This is a genomic window from Bacteroides sp. LFL-34, from assembly GCF_027257075.1.
GTDB classification, from domain to species: Bacteria; Bacteroidota; Bacteroidia; order Bacteroidales; family Bacteroidaceae; genus Bacteroides; species Bacteroides ovatus.
Window position 1 is genome coordinate 96,145 of the sequence record NZ_JAPQKZ010000016.1, and the last position, 23,798, is coordinate 119,942.

Below are 23,798 nucleotides of genomic sequence, written 5' to 3' on the forward strand. Positions count from 1 at the left end.
CTGACAACTTGCATTGTATGGCAAAAAAGTATATTTGTCACCTACTTTTTAAACAAAACAAAAGGATTATTCCTTATAATGACGTATATTCGTAAACGAACCATCAAATGCACTGTATAAATAATATGAATGGAATAGCATCCGGCCTCATCATCGCCTCTTGCGTCTTCTACTCCTGCACTTCGCGTACAGGAGAGATTTCTCCTGTACACGAACAACAAACAGACTCGCTGTCACAGGATACAATAGTTCAACCCGAGGTTAAACCTGTTAATAAAAAACTCACGGCAGAGCAGATAGAAATCTCCAAAGATTTATTGTATGACCAATACACATTGGAAGATACCTATCCTTATAAAGACACTACCCGGCAGTTTCAGTGGGATAAAATCAAAGAACGGCTGGCATTACTCGAAAATATACAGTTGCAGCCTTCCACCTGGGCCATTCTCCAGAATTACAAAAACAGAAATGGAGAAGCACCACTTGTGAGAAGTTTCAAAAGAAACGCTTACGGACGAGTGGCAGATACTCTTGGCATAGAACGTTACCAATCCGTTCCGCTTTATCTATTGACTGACACATTAGTACCCGAACGTTACGGACAGGATGGGGAATTAACCCGTTTTATCGAAGATGGAGAGAAATTCATAAAAGCAGAGCCAATGTTTACCGGAGATGAATGGATGATTCCTAAAAAATATGTCAAAGTAATCGGAGATACGATTGTTTTTAACAAAGCTGTTTTCGTAGACCGCCACAATCAGAATATCGCTTCTCTTGAACGTAGCGGAAAAGGGCAATGGGTGGTTCGCAGTATGAATCCTTCCACTACGGGACGTCATCTGCCCCCGTATGCACAGGAAACTCCTTCAGGAATGTTTGTTTTACAAGAAAAGAAAGTGAAAATGGTATTTCTAAAAGACGGCTCGAAAGAAACGGGAGGTTATGCTCCTTATGCGAGTCGTTTCACGGACGGGGCCTATATTCACGGAGTACCGGTCAATGCTCCCCGCAAGACGCAGATAGAATATAGTCCGTCGTTGGGAACTACTCCACGCTCACACATGTGCGTGCGGAATGCAACTTCCCATGCCAAGTTTATCTATGACTGGGCCCCCGTAAATGAAACTATTATTTTTGTATTGGAATAACCGTTGAACAAATCAGCATCGCCATTCCCTGATTCTTATTATCTATCTTATGAAATATGGTTAGAAAACATATTCTCTATAAGGAGGAAACTTACTTTCTTCCTTGGGAAAAGTTGCTTTTCCCTTATCCCAAACTATAACTGCAAGTTCCGGTTATAAAACTGCAACTTTCAGTTATGTAATCAAAAGTTTCAGTTATATAATCAGAACTTGTGGTTATAGTTTATCTTATACTCTAAACAAGTTTTCTCCCTATGCAAAAGAAGTTGGCATAGGATGAAAAGAAACTTACCTATACGTACTTGAGAGAGAAAACAAAGAGGTCCGAACTCTTCAGTCCAGACCTCCAATTATAAAAAGGGATTTCTTTATCCCAGATGATCTCTTATCAATCAAATATCTTCTTTCTTTTATTTTCTCCGGTTTCACTCAACCCATACTTTGCCCTCGTTATATTCTGAATTATCTCTCTCTGTACACTTTCCAATGCACTTATTTCTTTTTGTAATAACTCCAAGGCAGAACCTTTCTGCAATAAATAAGACCGTTCAGTATATTTTATATAAGAAGTCGGAATCTCCTGCTTCTTTTCTTTATAATAGGCAATCGCATATCGCAAAGCTTCCGATCTATATTTGCAGACAGCCTTTCGTTCGGCATAGTACAAATCTTTATAAGCATTCTCTTCACTTCTCAACTTTTTCCAGAATGCAGAAAAGGCTGTTGATACAGCATCTTTCTCTTCCTTGGTTACCGCTTCTTTTTGCTTCTTCACCAGATCTTTATATTCTTTGTATGTATTTAAAAACTTATCCAGTTCCTCTTTATTGGCTTTATGTTCCAGACGATAAGTCTCCAAAGAAGCAGGACGCTCATATTCGACAACCTGTTGCAGATAAGGCAAATCATTCCAACTTATATATTTATTGTTTGCTTCACAATAATCTGCGTAAGCAGCTGCAAGCTGCCAACTATATTCTTTTGTCTTTTGACTCAATTCCTCGTTGATGGCGGACAAGTTCTTTTCCATCTCTTTCAAGTCCTGTGCTAATACCGCTTGCATACTTCCCCATCCGGAGAGAAACAAACAAAGCATACTCCATAAAACTGTTTTCATAATAAGATGATTTAAATTTTCTCCAAAGTTATTGTTTCTCTACAGAATTCCAAACACAATTACAGATTTGCGATATATTTCCATAATGGAGCAGCATTCAGCGCTTGCATAATTTCGTTCTTATCGAGCAGACTTCTCACCTCTTCCAATGTGAGCAGATGGACGGTGATATCTTCAGTAGCTTCCAGATGCTGATGGTCTATCAGTTCCACGTCTGTGGCAAGAAAACAGTAAGTCAGATTGGTATGAGTGCTCGGATTAGCGGAAATCACCATATACTCTTGCCAGTTTCCTTTTCCGTAGCCTGTTTCCTCCCACAATTCACGCTGGGCGGACACTAACGGTGAAGCGTCTTCCTTCTCACAGACACCGGCACAAAGTTCATAACAAGTTCGTTCAATTCCCGGACGGTACTGACGGACAAAAACAAATTTACCATCTTTTGTAATGGCAATCGTATTTACCCAGTCGGGATACTCAAGAATATAATATTCGGGGATATGGTTACCGTTGGGAAGCAACATATCTTCGCAACGCACAGTCAGCCATGGACGGCGAAATAGATATTTGCTACTTACCGTTTTCCAGGCTTTATTCTTCTCTTCCATAAGATTTGTTTTTCTCCCGGCAAAAATACGAATTCCTCCGGATTATCCTACCTTTCGGTTGCTTGTTTTTATTCGTCTGTGTCGATACAAGTGATCTCTATCCCTTGTATCTGCTCCAGATATTTTTTGGTAGAGCTTACCAAAGAACTTCCCATGTAGAATAAAAACAGCAGACTGATAATAACCATCAATGCGCCAATCATGGCAAAACGACTACGTTGTTCGAAAATACTGCTATTCATAACTCTGCCTCCTCTTAGTTTTTTTGTCCACTACAAAGATAACACGCGAGGGCTACAAAAAAGTTACAAGAATGTTTCAAAAAACTTAAATATTGAAATTCTGTTCGTATCTTTGCACCAACTAACTAACAACCTCTTTATTACAATATGGCATTTACGAATAATATTATGATTGTCCGGCATAAATTGCTGGCAGACCTCGTTAAACTCTGGAAAAACGACGAATTAGTGGAAAAGATAGACCGGCTCCCGATTGAGTTGAGTCCACGCAAATCAAAACCCCTAGGACGGTGTTGCGTACATAAAGAACGCGCAGTGTGGAGGTACAAGACTTTTCCTCTGATGGGACTGGATATGACAGACGAACACGACGAAGTTACCCCGCTTTCCGAATATGCACGATTGGCATTGAGCCGCCCCGAACCGGACAAGGAAAATATCATGTGCGTCATCGACGAGGCCTGTTCTTCCTGTGTACAGATCAATTATGAAATAACCAACCTTTGTCGCGGATGCGTGGCTCGTAGCTGTTACATGAATTGCCCCAAAGATGCGATACGTTTCAAGAAAAACGGTCAGGCAATGATTGACCATGACACATGTGTCAGTTGTGGTATTTGTCACAAGAGTTGTCCTTATCACGCTATCGTATATATTCCCGTGCCTTGTGAAGAGGCTTGCCCGGTAAAAGCTATCAGCAAAGATGAACACGGCATAGAACACATTGATGAGAGCAAGTGTATCTACTGCGGAAAATGCATGAATGCATGTCCGTTCGGTGCTATCTTCGAAATCTCGCAAACATTCGATGTATTGCAACGCATCCGTAAAGGAGAAAAGATGGTTGCCATCGTTGCTCCGTCTATTCTGGGACAGTTTAAGACTTCTATCGGACAGGTGTACGGTGCTTTCAAAGAAATAGGATTTACGGATGTGATCGAAGTGGCCGAAGGTGCTATGGCAACCACCAGCAATGAAGCACACGAGTTACTGGAGAAATTGGAAGAGGGACAGAAGTTTATGACTACTTCCTGTTGCCCTTCTTATATCGAACTGGTTGAGAAACATATTCCGGATATGAAACCATACGTTTCTACCACCGGATCACCGATGTACTACGCCGCACGGATTGCCAAAGAGAAGCATCCGGATGCTAAGGTTGTGTTTGTCGGCCCTTGTGTGGCTAAACGCAAAGAAGTACGTCGCGACGAAGCAGTGGATTATATTCTGACGTTTGAAGAAATCGGTTCGATTCTCGACGGACTGGGTATTGAACTGGAACAGGTACAGGAGTTCTCTGTATTACATACGTCTGTTCGCGAAGCACATGGATTTGCACAGGCAGGTGGTGTGATGGGAGCTGTCAAAGCTTATCTGAAAGAGGAAGCGGATAAAATCAATGCAATACAAGTGTCGGACATCAATAAAAAGAATATCGCTCTGTTGCGTGCCTGCGCCAAGACAGGAAAGGCTGCGGGGCAGTTTATTGAAGTAATGGCATGCGAAGGTGGATGTATCACCGGACCAAGTACGCATAATGATATTGTTTCGGGACGTCGCCAATTGGCACAAGAGCTGCTCAAACGAAAAGAGAGCTATGAAACAATGGATCGATAAACTACGGCAGGAAAGAACACTTAGCCCGGAAGAGCTCCGGCAACTGTTGACCGGATGTGACGCAGAAACCCTGCGTTACATCAATAAACAGGCGCAGGAAGTTGCTCTCCGCCACTTCGGAAATAAGATTTATATCCGTGGACTGATTGAAGTCAGCAATTGCTGCCGGAACAACTGTTATTACTGTGGTATCCGAAAAGGAAATCCCAATATCGAACGTTACCGATTGAACCTGGAAAGTATACTGGATTGTTGCCGGCAAGGATATAAATTAGGTTTCCGCACTTTCGTGCTGCAAGGAGGAGAAGATCCCGCACTAACAGACGATCGGATAGAAATGACTGTTGCCCGTATCAGGCAGAATTATCCGGATTGTGCCATTACACTGTCGCTCGGAGAAAAGTCGCGTGATGCATACGAACGTTTCTTCCGTGCCGGAGCCAACCGTTATCTGTTACGTCACGAAACATATAATGAGTCGCATTACCGGCAACTGCATCCGGCAGAAATGTCCGGCAAACAGCGCCTGCAATGTTTAGCGGATTTAAAAGACATCGGCTATCAGACAGGAACCGGAATTATGGTCGGCAGCCCAGGGCAAACAGTAGAACATATCATCGAGGATATCTTGTTCATTGAAAAGCTACAGCCGGAAATGATTGGCATCGGTCCTTTCCTACCCCATCATGATACGCCTTTTGCCCAATATCCCAGCGGAACGGTGGAACGGACGATTCTTCTATTATCGATCTTCCGTTTGATGCATCCATCCGCATTGATTCCGGCAACAACGGCTCTCGCCACTCTTATTCCTGATGGTAGGGAGCGGGGTATATTGGCAGGTGCAAATGTGGTTATGCCCAACCTGTCTCCCCGGGAGGAACGGAGAAAATATGAATTATACAATGACAAAGCTTCACTCGGAGCAGAATCCGCCGAAGGACTGGCTACCTTACAAAAGCAGTTGAATACCATCGGTTATGAGATATCTACCGAAAGAGGCGACTTTAAGTGCACCACAGATTACACGGATTCACACAGATTTATTTCAAATTAAATTTTAATCTGTGTGAATCCGTGTAATCTGTGGTGAAAAAACAAAGAATATTATGATATACCAAAAAGATTCATCCAAAGCAGAAGAGTTTATCCATCACGAAGAAATTTTGGATACGCTGGAATATGCACAGAACAATAAGGATAATCGTGTCCTGATTGAACAACTGATTGAAAAGGCAGCGTTGTGCAAGGGACTGACACACCGGGAAGCGGCTATTCTGCTGGAGTGTAACCAACCTGACCTGATAGAACGTATCTTTCATCTCGCTAAAGAAATCAAACAGAAGTTTTACGGCAACCGTATCGTCATGTTCGCACCGCTTTATTTATCTAATCATTGCGTAAACGGTTGCGTATATTGTCCGTATCATGCCAAAAACAAAACTATTGCACGCAAGAAACTGACACAGGAAGAAATCCGCCGGGAAGTAATTGCTTTGCAGGATATGGGACATAAGCGACTGGCTCTTGAAGCCGGTGAGCATCCGTCACTGAACCCGATAGAATATATTCTGGAATCTATTCAGACGATTTATAGTATCAAGCATAAAAACGGAGCTATCCGCCGGGTAAACGTAAATATCGCAGCCACTACAGTAGAAAATTATCGCCGATTGAAAGAAGCGGGTATCGGCACGTATATCTTATTCCAAGAGACTTATCACAAAGATAACTACGAAGTTCTCCATCCCACCGGACCTAAAAGCAATTACGCTTATCACACCGAAGCGATGGACCGCGCGATGGAAGGAGGAATCGATGATGTAGGCATTGGCGTCCTTTTCGGTTTGAATACTTATCGGTATGATTTTATCGGATTATTAATGCATGCCGAACATTTGGAAGCCAAATTCGGTGTAGGGCCGCATACAATCAGTGTGCCGCGCATCTGTTCGGCAGATGACATCGATGCGGAAGATTTCCCGAACGCTATTTCGGATGAGATATTCAGCAAGATTGTAGCTGTTATCCGAATTGCCGTTCCTTATACAGGAATGATTATTTCTACACGTGAATCGCAAGAATCACGCAAGAAAGTGCTCGAATTGGGTATTTCACAAATCAGTGGCGGTTCGCGTACCAGTGTAGGCGGATATGCTGAAACGGAATTACCCGATCATAATTCTGCCCAATTTGATGTGAGCGACACCCGGACATTAGACGAAGTGGTCAACTGGTTGCTCGAACTCGGATATATCCCCAGCTTCTGTACAGCCTGTTACCGGGAAGGACGAACGGGAGACCGTTTCATGTCATTAGTGAAATCCGGTCAGATAGCAAACTGTTGCGGACCGAATGCCCTGATGACTCTGAAAGAGTATCTGGAAGATTATGCTTCAGAAGATACGCGACAGAAAGGATTGGAACTGATTCTAAAAGAAACGGAACGAATCCCCAATCCCAAAATCAGGGAAATAGCTATCCGGAATCTCAAAGCAATAGCTGCAGGACAAAGAGACTTTAGATTTTAAATAATACGTTTATGAGCTTAACAGATACTCCAAATGCCAACAGACTTCATATCACCCTTTTCGGTAGACGGAATAGCGGTAAATCTTCCCTTATCAATGCATTGACAGGACAGGACACCGCGCTCGTTTCAAATACTCCCGGAACGACTACCGACCTTGTGTCTAAGGCAATGGAGATTCAAGGTATTGGTCCTTGTCTTTTTATAGATACTCCGGGATTCGATGACGAAGGAGAGCTTGGAGAACTGCGTATCAGCCGGACTTTAAAGGCTATTGAGAAAACGGATATTGCATTGTTATTATGTGAAGACACTACCTTTTCTCATGAAAAAGAAATACTGACACTGTTGAAAGAGAAGAATATCCCTGTCATTCCGGTATTGAATAAAATAGATATACGAGAGAATAGCGATCATTTAGCTACATATATCGAGGAACAATGTAAAATACACCCCTTGCTTATCAGTGCCAAAGAAAAGATAGGAATCGAACTGATCCGGCAAGCCATCCTCGAAAAATTACCTTCGGACTTCGGTCAACAAAGTATCACTGGGGAACTTGTTGCAGAGAATGACCTTGTACTTTTAGTAATGCCGCAGGATATCCAAGCTCCCAAAGGCAGACTGATCTTACCGCAAGTGCAGACTATCCGTGAATTGCTGGATAAAAAATGCCTCGTAATGACTTGCACCACTGATAAGTTTTCTGCAACCCTGCAAGCCCTTGCCCGTCCTCCGAAGTTAATCATCACCGATTCACAAGTTTTCAAAGCGATTTATGAACAGAAACCGGCGGAAAGTGAGCTGACTTCTTTCTCGGTGCTTTTCGCAGGTTATAAGGGTGATATTCACTATTATGTAGAAAGTGCAGCTGTCATCGAAAGACTGACGGAATCGTCACGTGTACTGATAGCGGAAGCTTGTACGCACGCTCCCCTTTCAGAAGATATAGGAAGAGTGAAACTTCCTCGTTTGTTACGGAAACGGATTGGAGAGAATCTGCAAATTGATATGGTAGCAGGAACCGACTTTCCACAAGATCTGACTCCTTACTCTTTAGTTATCCATTGCGGAGCATGTATGTTTAACCGTAAATACGTACTTAGTCGCATCGAACGTGCGCGGGAGCAGCACATTCCTATGACGAACTATGGAGTAGCCATCGCTTATCTCAATGGAATACTTAATCAAATAGAATACTAAAAAGGAAGCTATTTAGTTGTATGCTAAAATCAGAGTCATTACATTTATCCGAATCTATTATGCCCCTCTTCATTAATTTACAACACATGAAAAAGAAAGGAATGCTCTTTACCATTTTATTGATAACTTGGGTTGCTTTCCAAGCATGGACACAAGAGAAACTTACGTACTACAAAGCAAAAAATGCTATCGAAGTACGCAAGCCTTTATCATGGACTTGGCTACACGCAAAATCCGATCGATAACCAAAGATTTCAATCCTACCGTCAGCCCTTTGCAATGAAACCGCGAAGACAGTTGTATTTACTTCAACACTGACGACAGCGACAACAAGAAAATCTACTGTCATTCTCCCCAAAACGGTAATTTCGAAAAGTTGAACCTCGAAACAGATGTTGTCGGCAATTTCACATTGCCTGAATAAAATCCGGCTATTGCCGCCTATATTGGTCAATCGGATAGCACTTCGGGAATTGCCTACCTCTACAATATGAAAAAAAACTTCCCGCCTGCTTGCCGACGCGATGAAACCGATTCTTGACAAAATAGAATTAGGTAAAACAGCCCCTTGGAACTTTACGGCTTCGGACGGAACAGTTATCACCGGAAAGATGTGTCTCTCACCCGACTTCGACCCCAACAAGAAGTATCCGCTAATCGTTTACTACTACGGCGGTACGACTCCTACAACACGCGGTATCGGCATCCCATACTGCGCCCAACTGTTCGCATCACGTGATTACGTAGTATATGTCATCCAGCCCAGCGGCACTATCGCCTTCGGTCAGGAGTTTTCCGCACACCACGTCAATGCTTGGAGAAAACGGACTACGAATGATATTATAGAAGGAACGAAACTGTTCTGCAAAGCACACTCGTTTGTGAATACGAAACAAATTGGATGTATCGGTGCTTCTTACGGTGGATTCATGACTCAATACTTGCAGACTCAAAACGATATTTTCGCTGCCGCCGTATCTCATGCGAGTATCAGTGATGTAACCAGTTATTGTGAAGAAGGTTACTGGGGATATTCATACAACGCGATTGCGGCTGCTGACAGCTATTTCTGGAAGAATCCGAAACTGTTCACCAAACAAGGTTCCCTGTTCAATATTGACAAAATTAACACTCCGTTACTATTGCTACATGGCACAGTGGATACGTATGTCCCTATCGGAGAAAGTATCCAACTTTTCAATGCGCTGAAGATATAAGGCAAGACCGTAGAGTTTATTACCGTGAATGGCGAAAACCATTTCATTTCAAATTACGATAAGCGTATCAAATGGCACAACTCTATCATGGCTTGGTTTGCACGTTGGTTGCAAGACCGTCCGAAATGTTAGAATGAGTTATATCCGGAACGTCATTTGTAATGCACTAGTGAACTAACAAGAATGTCCGGTGGTATACTTTTAATGTATTGACCAGACATTCTTATTTTTTCATCGTTATATAGGATTTTATTACATCAATGCTCCAAGCATAATTCAAATTTGCCTGTGAACCATCGTAAAACGAGCCGGATGTAATGCCTATCACTTCTCCATATTCATTTATCAACGCCCCGCCACTGCTGCCATGATCAATCAGCGCACTGATTTGCATCAGATTTTTATCTCTCCATTGCGACACTTCTCCCGATGAAAAAGTATTTTCCAGCCCGCGAGGACTACCTATAGCATATACCTTATCGCCTACAGAGGGTGATGCAGAGGCAATGGGTATATAATTGAACCGTTGATTCCCTTTTACCTCAACTTTGAAAATGATAAAATCACTCTCTTCACTTTTGGCTATAACATCCTCTATGCTCAACTGTTCTCCGGATGATAGTTTTATGGTTTCAAGCCCGATAGATGTTCCTTTGAACACATGATAATTGCTCACGGCAATCCCATCGGAAGAGATGAAGAATCCCGAACCTTGAAAAGCATTATAGCCATCTGAAGTATAGACCATGAACACAGCACTATTATATCGCTTAAATATTTCCGTTCCTGACATCATTTTGGTATTAGACGACAACTTCAAGTCAATATCTACCTTTCTATTTTTAGCTCCAACGCTTGTCCTTACTGCCGTTCTTTCATTCTTGTGTTTCCTGCCGGAATTGCCACAAGAAGAAAAGAATATAACAAAAAACACTGTTAAGATACAAAGCACGCTACTTTTCATCACTCTTTAGTTTTATTTGTTCAATAATGCCAGGCTTGGGTATGATATGAATAAGAAAACGTTGATTGGCACTGTTACCTCTTGTATCCGGTTCCACACGCAGACTGCCAGACTGACCGCTGCCTGAAATGATAAGTTCACATTCGTCCTTATTAAAATCCAAGTGATATTGCATCCAATATTTGACTAATGCCAACGCACGCTCATAGCTCAATTCATAATTCCTTTGATAATCATCTTTGGACGCTTGTCCCTCTATCACCAATAAATACTTTACACCATATTTATGCGATGCCTCCGTGATGAATCTTTTGATTGTCTTACCGGCTTCAAGCAGTTTTAATCTGGTTTGGGGAGGTATATTATCAATATCCGAACTATTTACAGCAAACGAAACATCTATTTTCAGAATATGCTTTTTATGTTCGTTATTGTAGGCAAAATAGGTCGTATCAATTTCATTGACAGCATTTTCTATCTCCTTGATTTTCTCCATCTGTTCTTCAGTAGCTTCTTTGATTTTCTCTATTTCACCCACCTGTCTTTTCAGCATCACAGTAGTCAAGATGAACAGAACAAGCATAATGAAAAACAAGCTAGTCATCAAGTCAGCATAACTTGCCCAAAAGAAAGATTTGTGTTTCATCGTTTATGTATATTATTAAGCCTTAAGACCGTATGTAATAAACAGAATGCTTCCTATGATAAACAAAACGGATGCCAGAAACAGCATGATCCCCAATATACCCCAAGCCACAGTCTTCAGTTTATTCTTTTTAACCAGTTTCAAAGGCTCTTCATACGTAAAGGGGCTACCAACAGAAGCCATATTTTCTATGGCGCGGCACAATTGGTCGATTCTATCATTTTGTTTTTGCATCATAGTATATTGCTGCTTCATCAAATCATCATCGGTTCTGTCATCACGCCGCATTTCCAGTAAATGTTCGATATTAACTATACTCGCTTTGATGGCGGCAAACTCTTTGATCTCATCAATGACAACACCTAATTGAATCGCCTTTTCTTTAAATGCCTCTTCCTGGCTTTCAATGCGCTGCGCCATTATCTGACGTTGTTCAGTCAGCCATTGTTGATTTTGCTCATCTACATTCTGAAGCTGTGCTTTAAACTTGTCCTGCTGTTCTGTAAGGAATTGAGTCAAGCTATTGATTTCCTGTTCCGCATTGTCTTGTAATGCCCGGAAAGATTTCTTCAATATATCGTCCACCTTCACAACAGCTTGATTGACTTCCGAGCGTCTCGACTGAAAATAGTCATTTTCTTCCTGAAAATAGTTGGAAAGATTGGTCAGTGCAGATGTCTGACTCACATATTCACCAACTTTATCATTCAGCTGCTTCACTGCTTGAAGATAGGTAGATGTCTGTGAAATATAGGAGACAAATTGCTGGAAATTGGCAGTACTCTTCTCAAATTGCTGAAGGACTGTGACATTGGCGGTAGCCATTCTTTTTATATCCAAATTCTTAAGAAGTTCCAATATTTTCAATTGGTCGTCAAATGAACCGCTCATATCTTTCAGTGCATTCTCCATCCTGCCAATATTAGAAGAAAACGAATCATTGAAAGAGGAGAGATTCTGCTGCAACAACTGCAACGTATTGACCATATTACCCGACAAAACCGGAAGGAGCTGCGCTTGTATCCAAGAATAAAATTCATTTTTACCTGCTTCCAACTTACTTTTTGATGTTTTAGACATCAAAGAAGAAACAGTGGTAAGAATAATACCGACCAAACTAGCAATCATAGCTATGGCCACTCCTCCCATCAATTCACCGATGGCTTGCTCCGGATTATTTATAAATGTAGAAAATCCACCGCCCAATACGGCCGTGCGACCAATACCAATAATAATTCCGGTCATGGTACCCATTAAGCCTATATACAACGGTATAGGAGTTTGTGTATTAATCTCCTCCTCTTTAGAGTCACAGTTTCTTTCCACAATGTCCCTTATCAGCATAAAGTCGCTGGCAGCCCCCTTATTCTTATACAAGTAGTTGTTTATTGAACACAGAATATTTTGAAACGTCTCACGGTCCTTACAGTTATCAACAGATACGATTTGAGAAATCTTTATACCATCTTTATCACTCTCTACTTCCGAATTACCGTCCTTCATTGCCATTGAGGTTTGTGAGACAAACAACTGTCTTGAAACCGGAAACAGATTCTGTACCTCTTTTATCAATTTCCAATTGGCAAAAAAATATTTCAGCTGAAAACATATCAATACTATTACTACCGCGCCAACAATAACATAGCCTATTAAGTCGTTCGATTCCATTATTTTATTTCAATTATTGCTTTGTTTATAATCCGCCATTTACCATTCTCATCTTGTTGCACTTTGCCCGGAGTGATAGAAACGGTTTTCCCCGTTTCGTAGCTGCCTCTAACTTCACAAGCGTTTGTTACTCCCGAGCTGCTGGCTCTAGATAGTTTGGCTTCATAAGAATCATTTATAAGAGTAAAACTTTGCTTACGCACATTTATCTCATATACCGATTTTCTCGTGCTCTTGTCATTGACACGCACAAAGCAATCATCACTTACATCCACATCGGCATAATAAGTAGTAGTACCTACTTCCACCGCAGTCTGTTCGGGAATGACTTCATCGGCAGTGTTCTTTTGAATATCATTTGTTATTTCAAAGAATACCTCATTTGTCTCATTAGTATCTTCAGCTTCTTTATTCTTATCAGCTTCACTTTGCTTCCTTTGAACTTCATCCCGTTTTCTATTTGCGAGTCTAAGCTGTTCATCTTTATTTCTTATTTCTTCATCATAACTATCTATTTCCCAAGCTAATCTTCGATTTTTTCTCATCATCCGAACTATTACCACCAAGCATACAATAGAAAATCCAATCGATAGCCATAAGTACCAAATAGAGAATCCCATTTCATTCTGTGGCACAGGTAAAGGATTCACGTCGTCATTTCTAGTAGTTCTATTTTCACGAGGAGATTCCACTTTACTATGTCGCGATATATACCATTGTAGAATCTTATCTGCAAGTTTTGATTTATCTTCTTCAGTAAATTTAAAATTCGAAAAATCATCTGTATCTGTTATCTTATTAATATAATCAACAATATAGAAAGAATCAGTAACGCTACTGTTTCTATCATTCAATTTCTTCGTCAATCTATCGGCTGTATAATCTAGAACTCCGCTTTCTTTTAGATATCCATATAAAGTGTCATACTCGTATGCATCTTCAACAGAATCTACATTTATCTTATACTTTTCTATAGCTTTATTTTCTTGTTTATAATCAGGGTTGTTCAAAATATACCTTGCCGTATAATAACAATTGACATAGTTGACAATCTTCTGTCTTTCTTCGGCTTTAAATCCTTGCGCTTTGGCAATATATTCAATACTACTGACTGTCGTCAGTAGTATTATAAGTAGTATTTTTTTCATTCTGTTTCTATTCATCTTCCGGTTCCAACATCTTGTTATTTCCACCTATGGCACACAGAATTTCACGAATGGGATAGAAGAATAATGTTTCTTCCACTTTGTCTTTCAGATTCTTATCGCTCATGCCGTCCCTTACCGACTTGGCAATGTCGCGAGTAAATAATGGTCTCAAATCTTCCAAGTCTTCCGTATTCATCGCACCAAATTTCTTATAAAAAGAAAATTCCTCGTCAAGTTTGTAGAACAAATCGGTAAACACATTCATTTCCTTTACCACTCCATCTATCATTTTCGAGTCAATATCCGAATATTTAAAAGACGAAGAAGCAAAAACGTCATCGGATGTACCTAACAGACAGATTTTCATATCTTCAATATCGGCAACGCTCATCGTTTTCATTTCCAGCAGTCCTCCCTTACAAGTCACCTCCTTAGGATTACTAGTGTTAATCAGAATATCCAGCCCGTCCTTATCATACTCAGTGCCATACACCTTTTCAAAGATAAGCTTTGTATATTTCTCCAAAACCTCTTTTTCACTGACATCAATTAATATTTGAAGCAGTTTAGACCCCGTTCCGCTAAATGTAAGATGCCTTGGAAAATCCAGCGACTTGCATTTCATGGTTCGGGCGATATGGTATATCAATGCCGTGTAGAAAAGGATGAACAATGTCTTTAGTTTGGAATCGGAAAACAACATAGAACTATAGTTCACTTTGCTTGTTATTTTCTTTCCAACCACATCCCTATTTCCCACCAAAGAGAATAGGAGCATGACAATGTCCGAAGCCGGCTTTCCATCCTCCATCCAGCCGTCTGCCAATTCTATGATTTCGCTCAATCCTTGTGCATTGAGTACACTACGGAAATAATCGAGATACTTGATTATAAAGGGACTACTATGGCATGGCTGACAGTCGAAAATAGCATTAGCTGCAAAACGGCAAGACGACAAATAGAGAGGATTGCCATCTTTCACTATCAGAATGTCCGAAGTTCCCCCCCCTATATCAACGGATACCACATTGGTTGTCGCTTTACTATTTTTCTTATAATAATAGTAAGGCACGACAGATTCAGACATCGTGATGATTTGCGTGTCACTGTCACCTCCAAAATAGATACCATAAAGCATCTTCCATGTATCTCGGATTTTCGTCACACGTTTGGAAGACATACTTGCCGGATAGAACCAAGCTATTTTAGTGGCAGACAAATCCCCCCCATTCATCAACACCTTGTTCCGCATCAACATCATCAGATTTTCAAAATAAGAACAAATACGATTCTGACTTTCCACCTCTGCGGCCCACTTTAAATCAACGTGCGACTTATTGTAAGGCGGTAAATCCATTGTTTCAAAAACAAAAGGCAAGTTGGTTTCTGCCATTGGAACGACTTCTGTGCCAATCCAGTCAAGTCCGGCTTTCTCCGAAAGGACCGTACGGGTGGGAAACTTAAAGTATTCGCCAATCACGCTTGGCATAAAGTCTGCCATTATCACATCGTCTGGATCTTTACCGTAGCCTATATTCATAGGCTGGATCAGACTTTCATTTTTCTTAATGGTGAACGGCTCTATCTTTCCACCATCCATCCGGTATTCGATATGCGTGTTTGAAGTACCAAAATCAATAGCAAATTCAAATGAACGGGCACCCACCTTTCCCTGAAATTCGGGAATAATGATATTATCCACTCCTTCTACATTGAAAACGAGATAGGAAAAAACGGATTTGAATACAAATGTCTGTGGAGAAAGCACTGTACGTCCGGCTACTATTACATCGCCATCACTCGTATTGTTTCTTCTTAAACAACATTCTTTTTCAAATACGCCTTGGTCATTACCAAACGACAGATTGTATTTATCATCCCCCTCAAAGTCCATCACATTGACACGATAATCTGCCATCACGTTTTGTTTCACTTTCAAGAATGGGAAGATGTGCAAGGCAAAGTCTTTCACGATGATACGTCCACTGCTCTCGTCGGAATTTCCGGCTAAGTTCTCATAATAGAAACGTTCGTAAGTAATGAAATTTACTTGTCCGTTTTCTGCCTTGACCGGAATATCGAGCGTCACTTTCACTACCTTATCAGACACCACTTCAAGCCTTTCCATACGGAAGTGCTTTTTGAGATCTTCTATCGTAAAATACAGGAAATAGGCTTTCTTGATGGGAAGCAAATAGCTGAATCCACCATCTTCGCCGCATTGCTTGTCGCCGCCATTGTAGAAACAGTCCACATTCAACGGATAGCTGTTGCAAATGAGGGTATCTTCCAAAAAGTCACCCATGGTTAAATAAGGATATGTGCGACCGTCAACAGGCAGTTTCCGCTTATCGAGCGGAGCATCGTCGTGAATCGGTACGACTGTTTTTTCATCCCACACGTCTTGAGTATATATCAGTGACTTTCGGAAAGTATCTACAGGAAGAACCAAAGGCTTTTTGCCTCCAACCGTAAAATCACTGTCTATGACAAAATCTGTATGAAACGAACTGTCTACATTGAGACATTTCAACTCACAACCCAAAACTTCCACAAGATCGGTATTGGTGGTAATGGAAATAGAGACATATTTATCAATATCCGCTTTTGTCATCTTATTTATCAGATCTTTCTGTTCTTGCGTCAAATATTTGAAAGTCAGCTCCAAATATTCATCAACTTCCTTAAACAGATTAGAGAAAGAACGTGCAGTCTTGTCCTGCAACTGATTCCAAAAGTTCTTTAGTCCAAACCAATACAAGATAAATTGCGTGTCACGCCTGTATAACGGTTGAAAATTGGAATCGAAAGGTTTGTCGTTGCCAAAACAGACATTGGCAGACACATAATTCAAGTTGTTGGCAGATGTAAAGAATAAAGTTGCCGGAGAAGTGGCACCCACGATATTCATCTGCGAAGGAGCATCCGGGCCTTTATAATTCAGCAAGTAAATATTCTGGAGCAAATCAAAATTGTACGTACTCGCATCTTGATTCAGATACATATTCAAGGTCTCTCCCAATTGTTTGTGTGCGAAACTACTTTTTTTATCAAGAAGCAGACCAAGAGCTTCTTTCTTATTCCATCGAATGATGTCGAACTTGTCTCGCAACTTCTCTATATTGAAAAATATTTCCGCCACATCCAAACAGTCTGAAACCAGTTTATGATAAACTGTCAACTGATTATCCAAATCCTTGCTCTCTACCACTTGTCTAAAAGCATTCTTCATCAAGTCCATACGGGCAAAAGGACTGGGAATAGAGGTTATTTCCCTTTTACAAGTTGCCCCCTCCGGATCACTGATACTACCGATAGCTTTTGTTCCGTACTCAATGGAATCAGCCCAGCCGTCGATGTTGTCACTACCACCGGCTGTATATAAACGAAAAATATGTGCCATACTACAATCTGATTTTATCATTAATAAGTTCGTCGGTCACTACAGCAAACAACTCCATAAAACGCTGTTCCAACGACAATCCTTCTTTGAATTTCTTTTCTCTCTTGTTCAAATAGCCATCAAACAGAGCATAGTTTGAATCTACATGAAACAGCACTTTTTTCGTTTCGCATCCTTTGACAAGATTGAACACAGCATTCTTATTCTCTTCCAACTCAAAAGGTACAAATCCACGTCTGTTTTTTCCCATTTCATTGAGCCATATCATATATTCGGCTACGAACTTATTGATATAGCTCTTCACATAACGGTCGGCAAACCATTTCTTTTCATTGAAACGAACCGTCCAAGGCAATTTTTGTCGGATAGAATCGCTCAATTGCTCGTTGAAGAATTTACATAACAATGTAAATCGAGTCATTGGCCTCACAATGATATCATACGTTGCGTCACACAAATCGGGAAATATCAGGTTCTCTCCGCTTTGCTTTACACCAAATTCACGATAAATAGTTTTGAGGCTTCTTTCATCAAAATCTTCATCAAAATTGACAATAGCCAACGCTGCAATCAATTCCAGCAAATGTGCATCGTTCTTCTGAAATTCTCCTCCTTCATTATTTTCATACTTACTCAAGATGTTGTCTCCCAAATAATACAAGGCATCAATAGCACTCATATTTTGATTATAATAAGACAAAGCCGCTTTCGTTTTCGAAATAAAAGTAGCTTCGTCAATGGCACTTTCCCCATTTGGTTCTATACCGAAATAGGGCAATATAGTAATGGCACCTATCACGCTATCTTGGATATCTTTGGCATTGGGGAATACCCCACCTTGTGTTTGCAGCGTACTTTGCGTTTGCAATGTGCGCAAATTCTTAAGTAATACCGGAAAACCGCTAGCTCCTGTTCCACCAAAGATGGAACTGATGATGAATATCTTGTCGTTCTTCTGAAAGTCGGATGCAAATTTAAGAAACTGCGGAGATTGGGCGAAACGGTTGAGTACTACACTACCGATATTAGGATTCCCCTTAAACCCTACTTCCATGTCCGCATTCAAGTTGTCGTCCGAAAACAGCATTTTTGCGAGTGCATAGTTGGCTCTATCCATGGTATTCAGTTGGATGTAGTCCTTAAAAAGTTGGTTTTGGGTATTTTCCAAGTCCATTCTAAATCCTGGCAGCAATTCCTGCACTTCGGTGCGAAAGAACCCACATTGAGCATCCGTGGTGAAAGTCAACTTCTCACGTATATTATTGTAGGTATGCATCAAGTCAACAGTACGTGTCAAGTCGGCAGCCGCCACATCGGGATCTATAATAATAGGAACAATAGCATCCGATTTCATTCGCACTCCAGATGCCAGCAGCATGGTTAATGATTTAATCACTCGTGAACCGGTACCTCCGATTCCGAAAACATACAATTTACTCATCTTGATAATATTGTTTTAGAATGGTGATTTCCTACAATTAACACTCCCCCACTTCAATAGCATGGAAAGCAGAAAAAACACTGCAATCGACAAAATGGCATTGGTAAGACTGAATCCCCAAAAACTGCTATCTGTAATATAATAATCCGCAATGTCACCGGAGTCATTTCGCAAATAAAGCAGGCAGTCTCCTATCAAATTGTCTTTAAAGTCTTCCTTTATCCACCAATAGGCAAAGAAAAAGCACAACACACCATTGAAGCACATCATAATCAACCAACTCCACCAGCGATGAAAACGTGCACTGTTTATGACATAATAATATAGCACACCAATCAAAACAGAGATAAGCAGAGTCCACAATGCAATGCGCGGAAAAAGAACTGGGTTGGTATAGTCATCCGTTTCACAGTTATACCCCCATAGATATTCACCCAGTTGCTGCCCAAACAAGGACTCAAAAACACAATAAATTCGACCTATAAATTCCATAGCCTATAAAATTTTAATTAATAAACACTTTCATACCAACAAAACAACTATTGTCATCACAGTCGAAGGCTTCGTATATACCTTCAAGTAGATACTTCAATCCATAAGTTTTTGTCATTGCATCGCCTTGATGTATATTCAATCCATCTTCATCGGTACATTGGGCAATCCACGATGGCAATTGCTTCTTCAACATAATCTTTAAATCGCATTTACCGGGTTGATGTATCTGTTTGTTTAATGTAAAACTGAGCAGATGCGAATACTTCCCTTTTTCTTTGGGAGTAGAGATGCTCAACGTATAATCCTTGGAACTCAATGAGTAATTCTCCGGATGAATCAAATAATCCCCCGCAATGGGTAAACCGGAAAAGTCGACTCCTAAAGTGAACATGAACTTTCCTTGTTTTTTCCCTTTATCCGCCTTTTTAGCATCGATAATATGAAACTTGGGATTCTTCATGCACTTCTTGAACGTCCCCATCTTAGGGGTCGCTACCACTTCATAGTTCACATTATGAGTTGACTTGCTGATAGTAAAGGAATGTTCTACTCCTCTGCCTTTAATCTTTTCTTCAGGCACTTTCTTCGAAATCACGTTTATCAAATCTTCACGCCCCATCAAAATCATATAAAAAGGGCGGATATCACTTATATTAGTAGGTTGGTCTAACCGATTATAGTATTTTCCGTTAAACTTACCATTCAAGCGATAAGCTTTCACACAGAAAGTAGATTCGTCCTTCAATTTGTCGGCAAAAGCCACTTTTACGCCAATTTCCTGGTTTACAAGATATTCGGAGGCATTGATACCTTTTCCCGGAGAGAATATGCAATCGGATATGAAAACAGACACCGCATCATCGTCCGTCTTGTTCAGAACGGAAACCATCATTTCCGCTATATCCGTTGTACCCAAAGAGCCACCGGCACTTACAAAATGATTAGGAGACAATCTCTCTATAAAGTCTTTGATACGTGCATTGTTGCTCAATTTGTTTTGTAGTGGAACAATTCTGCTGTTAATATAATACAGGTTCAGCGAATCGGTACAGTTTAAGCAAATGTCAGACAAATAACTATAGACTGATTCTTCGAACTCTGTCAGCCCGTTAACATAACCAAACATACTGCCCGAATTTTCCAAGTAGACATTGACTATCGGTTTTGTGTCGTTGGATTGTTTGGATATATCCGTTTTGAACGTTTGACATCGGGGACATTGCCTAGTGCCTAAATCATTGCAGCCACATAACATAGTCACGTACGTAGCAACAAGTAACACTGCATAAAGTGATTGGTTCATCAATCTGCCTATCTGTATCATAGTGCTTAAGTAAAAGCATTTTCCCAGCAGATTCCCGAACCGAGCGGTTCATAATTAGACGTAAGATAACTATAATATAAAGAAAAAGCGCGGGAATCTGTACCTGTTACTCGTCCCGCTACTTTAAGGCCTTCGCATTGCCCATCACTGTAGAACGAGCAACGCAGAAGCCCACGCCGATATGTATACGAAGCAAGATACACCTTTTGAGTACTCAAAAAATGCATCAAGAATATAAACATATCCCATGGACATCTACCATTGCTTTGTTCCTTGACAGTGATTAAAAGTTGCGAAGTTTTAAAAGTAGCCAAAGACAAAACGTCAAGTAAACGTCTTTCCTTATATAATATGTTTCCCACACCACCCTAACCTCACGAATGAGGTATCGGCGTGAGAAACATTGCAAAACTATAAAAATAAAATCAAAAAAACTATTTTTGTCACTCTTTTTTCTTAAGCCACATTCAGTACAGGCATTCAGCCCCTTCCTATACATCTTTTTTTGGGAACTAACATTCTAATATTGAATTATTTGCAACCAGTTCAGTGGATATATACTCCCAAGACAGTGACAAAGTTCGTCTTCAACACGCAGTATAAAAAATATATATGCTATTTCTTCACAATAGCAATCAGTTCGTCTGCTGAAACAAGGTTCTGTTCTCCAGTCTCCATATTCTTCAACATCACTTTGCCTTCGTTCATTTCGTTCTCACCGACAATAGCTACAAACGGAATATTCTTCGCATTGGCATAACTCATCTGTTTCTTCATCTTGGCAGCATCCGGGAAGATCTCGGCACGAATATTGGCAGCACGTACCTTAGCCAAAATTCCCATTGAGTATGCAGCTTCCTTTTCACCGAAGTTGATAAACAGAAGTTCTGTTCCGTTTACAGCTTCTTTCGGGTAAAGTTCGAGCTGGTTCAGGACATCGAAGATACGGTCTGCACCAAAAGAGATACCCACTCCGGACACTCCTGCCATACCGAATACTCCGGTCAGATTATCATAACGACCACCACCAGTGATACTGCCAATCTGTACATCCAGTGCTTTCACTTCAAAGATAGCTCCTGTATAATAGTTCAGTCCACGAGCTAAAGTAAGATCAAGCTCTATTTCATTCTTCAAGCCCATTGTTTCCAATGTATTCAGAATAAATTCACTCTCTTCCACTCCCTTCAGCCCTACTTCACTGGCTGATAACACATTCTTCAGTGTTGCCAATTTCTCTGCATTCGTACCACTAAGAAGAATGATCGGTTGCAACTTGGCAATAGCCTCATCACTGATTCCCTTCTCTTTCAGTTCGGCATTTACATTATCCAGACCAATTTTATCCAGTTTGTCAATTGCTACGGTAATATCTACAATCTTATCCGATTCGCCTATAATTTCAGCAATACCGGAAAGAATCTTGCGGTTGTTAATCTTAATACATACACGAATATTGAAACGACTAAAAACGGTATCGACAATCTGCATCAATTCCACTTCGTTCAATAACGAATCGCTTCCTACAACATCGGCATCACATTGATAAAATTCGCGATAACGTCCTTTCTGCGGGCGGTCGGCACGCCATACCGGTTGAATCTGATAGCGTTTGAACGGGAAAGTGATCTCATCACGATGCATCACGACGTAGCGAGCAAAAGGTACTGTCAAATCATAACGCAAACCTTTCTCACAAAATTTGCTTGCCAGTTTGACTGCATTACGGCTTAATAATTCTTCGTCAGTAATCCCGGAAAAGTAATCTCCTGAATTTTGAATCTTAAAGAGTAGTTTATCCCCTTCATCGCCGTACTTTCCCATCAGTGTAGAAAGCATCTCCATAGACGGAGTCTCTATCTGCTGGAATCCATACAAATGATATACGTCACGAATCGTATTGAATATATAATTACGCTTCGCCATTTCTACCGGCGAAAAGTCACGAGTTCCTTTAGGAATACTTGGTTTTGCTGCCATAATATTACTGTTTATAATTTTAATGGCGCAAATTTACTGCAAATTTCCGAGCAATGCTTACATATATTTGAAAAAATCACCCGTATTGTGTCCATCCCCTATTAATATCGTAAAGAAACACTCAAACAAGTCCTCCAAACTATATAAAAAATCCTCCATAGTCTTTGGAAAGACTGCGGAGGATCCCTTTTTATTCTATAGAAGGAAGCTGGCAAAACTGCCTTTTCCCTTTTTCATTTCTTAGTCTCTTCTACCCATGAAGATCATGATGTAGTAAACCAATGTTGCTAATGAACCTAATGCAGCAACTACATACGTATAAGCAGCTGAACGAAGAGCGTCTTCTGCCTGTGCATGATTGTACGAATTAGTAATGCCGGATGAACTCAACCATACCAATGCACGTTTACTTGCATTGATTTCCACCGGCAGCGTGATAAAGCTGAACAATGTAGTCATAGCGAACAAGATAATACCTGCCAGCAATAACTGCGGAAAAGAGTTTATCAGCAAGATACCACCCAACAATACCCACGTCATAATGGAAGAAGCAAAGTTCACAACCGGAACCAGCGCACTACGCATCTTCAACGGAGCGTACATACGTGCATGCTGCACAGCGTGTCCACATTCATGGGCCGCTACGGCAGCCGCCATAATGCTGTTACTTTCATACACCCCTTCACTCAAATTCACTGTTTTGTTAGTAGGATTGTAGTGGTCGGTCAACCGTCCCGGCGTATGTGTAACCTGCACATCATAAATTCCATTGTCATGCAACATCTTCAAAGCAACATCGCGTCCTGTCATTCCGTTTCCTGTAGGAATCTTAGAGTACTTCTTGAATTTGTTTTGCAAATTCATCTGTACCAACCAACTGACAACAGCGATTCCTATAAATAATACCCAATAAGACATCATATACTTTTCAATTTTAATTATTACTCTATATATCTATAAACAAATTGTTTGCCAAAAATAAGGGGAAACGTTCAATGTCAGAATAGTTTCCCCTTGCTTTTATGAAGAATTAGCTAAAAA

At 40.6% G+C, this 23,798-nt stretch carries 18 protein-coding genes and 1 pseudogene; 6 read left to right on the top strand and 13 right to left on the bottom strand.

Going from position 1 to position 23,798, the window contains the following annotated elements; translation table 11 throughout:
* Positions 1–107 precede the first annotated feature (107 nt).
* Positions 108–1,154 carry a L,D-transpeptidase gene (locus N5O98_RS11865; protein ID WP_004311773.1) on the top strand — a complete coding sequence of 349 codons (1,047 nt, stop codon included), beginning with the start codon at positions 108–110 and terminating at the stop codon, positions 1,152–1,154.
* Positions 1,155–1,542: 388 nt separating this feature from the next.
* Here N5O98_RS11865 and N5O98_RS11870 read toward each other — a convergent pair whose 3' ends face one another.
* From N5O98_RS11870 to N5O98_RS11880, 3 genes are all read right to left on the bottom strand, one after another.
* The gene (locus N5O98_RS11870) at positions 1,543–2,271 is read right to left on the bottom strand and encodes a DUF5039 family protein (protein ID WP_022199824.1); all 729 of its coding nucleotides are present in this window, start codon (positions 2,269–2,271) and stop codon (positions 1,543–1,545) included.
* A 59-nt stretch (positions 2,272–2,330) separates the two neighbouring features.
* Positions 2,331–2,879: an NUDIX hydrolase gene (locus N5O98_RS11875; RefSeq protein ID WP_022199825.1), complete on the bottom strand. Its 549-nt coding sequence runs from the start codon at positions 2,877–2,879 to the stop codon at positions 2,331–2,333.
* A gap of 68 nt (positions 2,880–2,947) precedes the next feature.
* A complete protein-coding gene (locus N5O98_RS11880; protein ID WP_008015767.1) occupies positions 2,948–3,121 on the bottom strand; it encodes a hypothetical protein in 174 nt (57 codons plus the stop codon).
* A gap of 147 nt (positions 3,122–3,268) precedes the next feature.
* On the opposite strand from N5O98_RS11880, the gene N5O98_RS11885 reads away from it, so the two are divergent.
* The 5 genes and pseudogenes from N5O98_RS11885 to N5O98_RS11905 form a co-directional block, all read left to right on the top strand.
* Positions 3,269–4,738 (top strand): 4Fe-4S dicluster domain-containing protein, encoded by a 1,470-nt coding sequence (locus tag N5O98_RS11885; protein WP_004314012.1) that lies wholly within the window; start codon positions 3,269–3,271, stop codon positions 4,736–4,738.
* Positions 4,719–5,795, top strand: coding sequence for a [FeFe] hydrogenase H-cluster radical SAM maturase HydE (gene hydE, locus N5O98_RS11890; RefSeq protein ID WP_022199827.1), 1,077 nt, complete (start codon positions 4,719–4,721; stop codon positions 5,793–5,795). The genes N5O98_RS11885 and hydE overlap by 20 nt, the downstream gene beginning before the upstream one ends.
* 52 nt (positions 5,796–5,847) lie before the next feature.
* Positions 5,848–7,269: a [FeFe] hydrogenase H-cluster radical SAM maturase HydG gene (gene hydG, locus N5O98_RS11895; protein WP_022199828.1), complete on the top strand. Its 1,422-nt coding sequence runs from the start codon at positions 5,848–5,850 to the stop codon at positions 7,267–7,269.
* A gap of 11 nt (positions 7,270–7,280) precedes the next feature.
* Positions 7,281–8,471: a [FeFe] hydrogenase H-cluster maturation GTPase HydF gene (gene hydF / locus N5O98_RS11900; protein WP_022199829.1), complete on the top strand. Its 1,191-nt coding sequence runs from the start codon at positions 7,281–7,283 to the stop codon at positions 8,469–8,471.
* Between the two features lie 196 nt (positions 8,472–8,667).
* Positions 8,668–9,820 (top strand): annotated as a pseudogene (locus N5O98_RS11905) (prolyl oligopeptidase family serine peptidase); the annotation flags it as partial.
* A gap of 91 nt (positions 9,821–9,911) precedes the next feature.
* On the opposite strand, the gene N5O98_RS11910 reads toward N5O98_RS11905, so the two are convergent.
* From N5O98_RS11910 to N5O98_RS11955, 10 genes are all read right to left on the bottom strand, one after another.
* Entirely contained in the window at positions 9,912–10,652 is a 741-nt protein-coding gene (locus N5O98_RS11910) for a S1C family serine protease (RefSeq protein ID WP_022199831.1), read from the bottom strand.
* Positions 10,642–11,298, bottom strand: coding sequence for an OmpA family protein (locus N5O98_RS11915; RefSeq protein WP_022199832.1), 657 nt, complete (start codon positions 11,296–11,298; stop codon positions 10,642–10,644). The genes N5O98_RS11910 and N5O98_RS11915 overlap by 11 nt, the downstream gene beginning before the upstream one ends.
* A gap of 15 nt (positions 11,299–11,313) precedes the next feature.
* Entirely contained in the window at positions 11,314–12,966 is a 1,653-nt protein-coding gene (locus tag N5O98_RS11920; protein ID WP_022199833.1) for a hypothetical protein, read from the bottom strand.
* Entirely contained in the window at positions 12,966–14,114 is a 1,149-nt protein-coding gene (locus N5O98_RS11925; protein ID WP_022199834.1) for a hypothetical protein, read from the bottom strand. The genes N5O98_RS11920 and N5O98_RS11925 overlap by 1 nt, the downstream gene beginning before the upstream one ends.
* Positions 14,115–14,121: 7 nt before the next feature.
* Positions 14,122–17,517: a cell division protein FtsA gene (locus tag N5O98_RS11930; RefSeq protein WP_022199835.1), complete on the bottom strand. Its 3,396-nt coding sequence runs from the start codon at positions 17,515–17,517 to the stop codon at positions 14,122–14,124.
* A 1-nt stretch (position 17,518) separates the two neighbouring features.
* On the bottom strand, positions 17,519–18,958 hold the full coding sequence (locus N5O98_RS11935) for a hypothetical protein (RefSeq protein ID WP_022199836.1): 1,440 nt from the start codon (positions 18,956–18,958) through the stop codon (positions 17,519–17,521).
* 15 nt (positions 18,959–18,973) lie between these two features.
* Positions 18,974–19,450: a hypothetical protein gene (locus N5O98_RS11940; protein WP_022199837.1), complete on the bottom strand. Its 477-nt coding sequence runs from the start codon at positions 19,448–19,450 to the stop codon at positions 18,974–18,976.
* Between the two features lie 13 nt (positions 19,451–19,463).
* On the bottom strand, positions 19,464–20,777 hold the full coding sequence (locus N5O98_RS11945) for a hypothetical protein (RefSeq protein ID WP_022199838.1): 1,314 nt from the start codon (positions 20,775–20,777) through the stop codon (positions 19,464–19,466).
* A gap of 615 nt (positions 20,778–21,392) precedes the next feature.
* Positions 21,393–22,757, bottom strand: coding sequence for a histidine--tRNA ligase (hisS, locus tag N5O98_RS11950; RefSeq protein WP_022199839.1), 1,365 nt, complete (start codon positions 22,755–22,757; stop codon positions 21,393–21,395).
* 240 nt (positions 22,758–22,997) lie between these two features.
* Positions 22,998–23,678: a zinc metallopeptidase gene (locus N5O98_RS11955; protein WP_004301089.1), complete on the bottom strand. Its 681-nt coding sequence runs from the start codon at positions 23,676–23,678 to the stop codon at positions 22,998–23,000.
* Between the last annotated feature and the right edge of the window lie 120 nt (positions 23,679–23,798).

Coding starts and splice junctions, on each gene's coding strand:
- N5O98_RS11935 (WP_022199836.1), bottom strand. CDS start 18,958: ATGAGTAAATTGTATGTTTTCGGAATCGGAGGTACCGGTTCACGAGTG.
- N5O98_RS11930 (WP_022199835.1), bottom strand. CDS start 17,517: ATGGCACATATTTTTCGTTTATATACAGCCGGTGGTAGTGACAACATC.
- N5O98_RS11865 (WP_004311773.1), top strand. CDS start 108: ATGCACTGTATAAATAATATGAATGGAATAGCATCCGGCCTCATCATC.
- N5O98_RS11910 (WP_022199831.1), bottom strand. CDS start 10,652: ATGAAAAGTAGCGTGCTTTGTATCTTAACAGTGTTTTTTGTTATATTC.
- N5O98_RS11945 (WP_022199838.1), bottom strand. CDS start 20,777: ATGATACAGATAGGCAGATTGATGAACCAATCACTTTATGCAGTGTTA.
- hydE (WP_022199827.1), top strand. CDS start 4,719: ATGAAACAATGGATCGATAAACTACGGCAGGAAAGAACACTTAGCCCG.
- N5O98_RS11885 (WP_004314012.1), top strand. CDS start 3,269: ATGGCATTTACGAATAATATTATGATTGTCCGGCATAAATTGCTGGCA.
- N5O98_RS11955 (WP_004301089.1), bottom strand. CDS start 23,678: ATGATGTCTTATTGGGTATTATTTATAGGAATCGCTGTTGTCAGTTGG.
- N5O98_RS11920 (WP_022199833.1), bottom strand. CDS start 12,966: ATGGAATCGAACGACTTAATAGGCTATGTTATTGTTGGCGCGGTAGTA.
- N5O98_RS11875 (WP_022199825.1), bottom strand. CDS start 2,879: ATGGAAGAGAAGAATAAAGCCTGGAAAACGGTAAGTAGCAAATATCTA.
- N5O98_RS11870 (WP_022199824.1), bottom strand. CDS start 2,271: ATGAAAACAGTTTTATGGAGTATGCTTTGTTTGTTTCTCTCCGGATGG.
- N5O98_RS11940 (WP_022199837.1), bottom strand. CDS start 19,450: ATGGAATTTATAGGTCGAATTTATTGTGTTTTTGAGTCCTTGTTTGGG.
- N5O98_RS11925 (WP_022199834.1), bottom strand. CDS start 14,114: ATGAAAAAAATACTACTTATAATACTACTGACGACAGTCAGTAGTATT.
- N5O98_RS11915 (WP_022199832.1), bottom strand. CDS start 11,298: ATGAAACACAAATCTTTCTTTTGGGCAAGTTATGCTGACTTGATGACT.
- hydG (WP_022199828.1), top strand. CDS start 5,848: ATGATATACCAAAAAGATTCATCCAAAGCAGAAGAGTTTATCCATCAC.
- N5O98_RS11880 (WP_008015767.1), bottom strand. CDS start 3,121: ATGAATAGCAGTATTTTCGAACAACGTAGTCGTTTTGCCATGATTGGC.
- hisS (WP_022199839.1), bottom strand. CDS start 22,757: ATGGCAGCAAAACCAAGTATTCCTAAAGGAACTCGTGACTTTTCGCCG.
- hydF (WP_022199829.1), top strand. CDS start 7,281: ATGAGCTTAACAGATACTCCAAATGCCAACAGACTTCATATCACCCTT.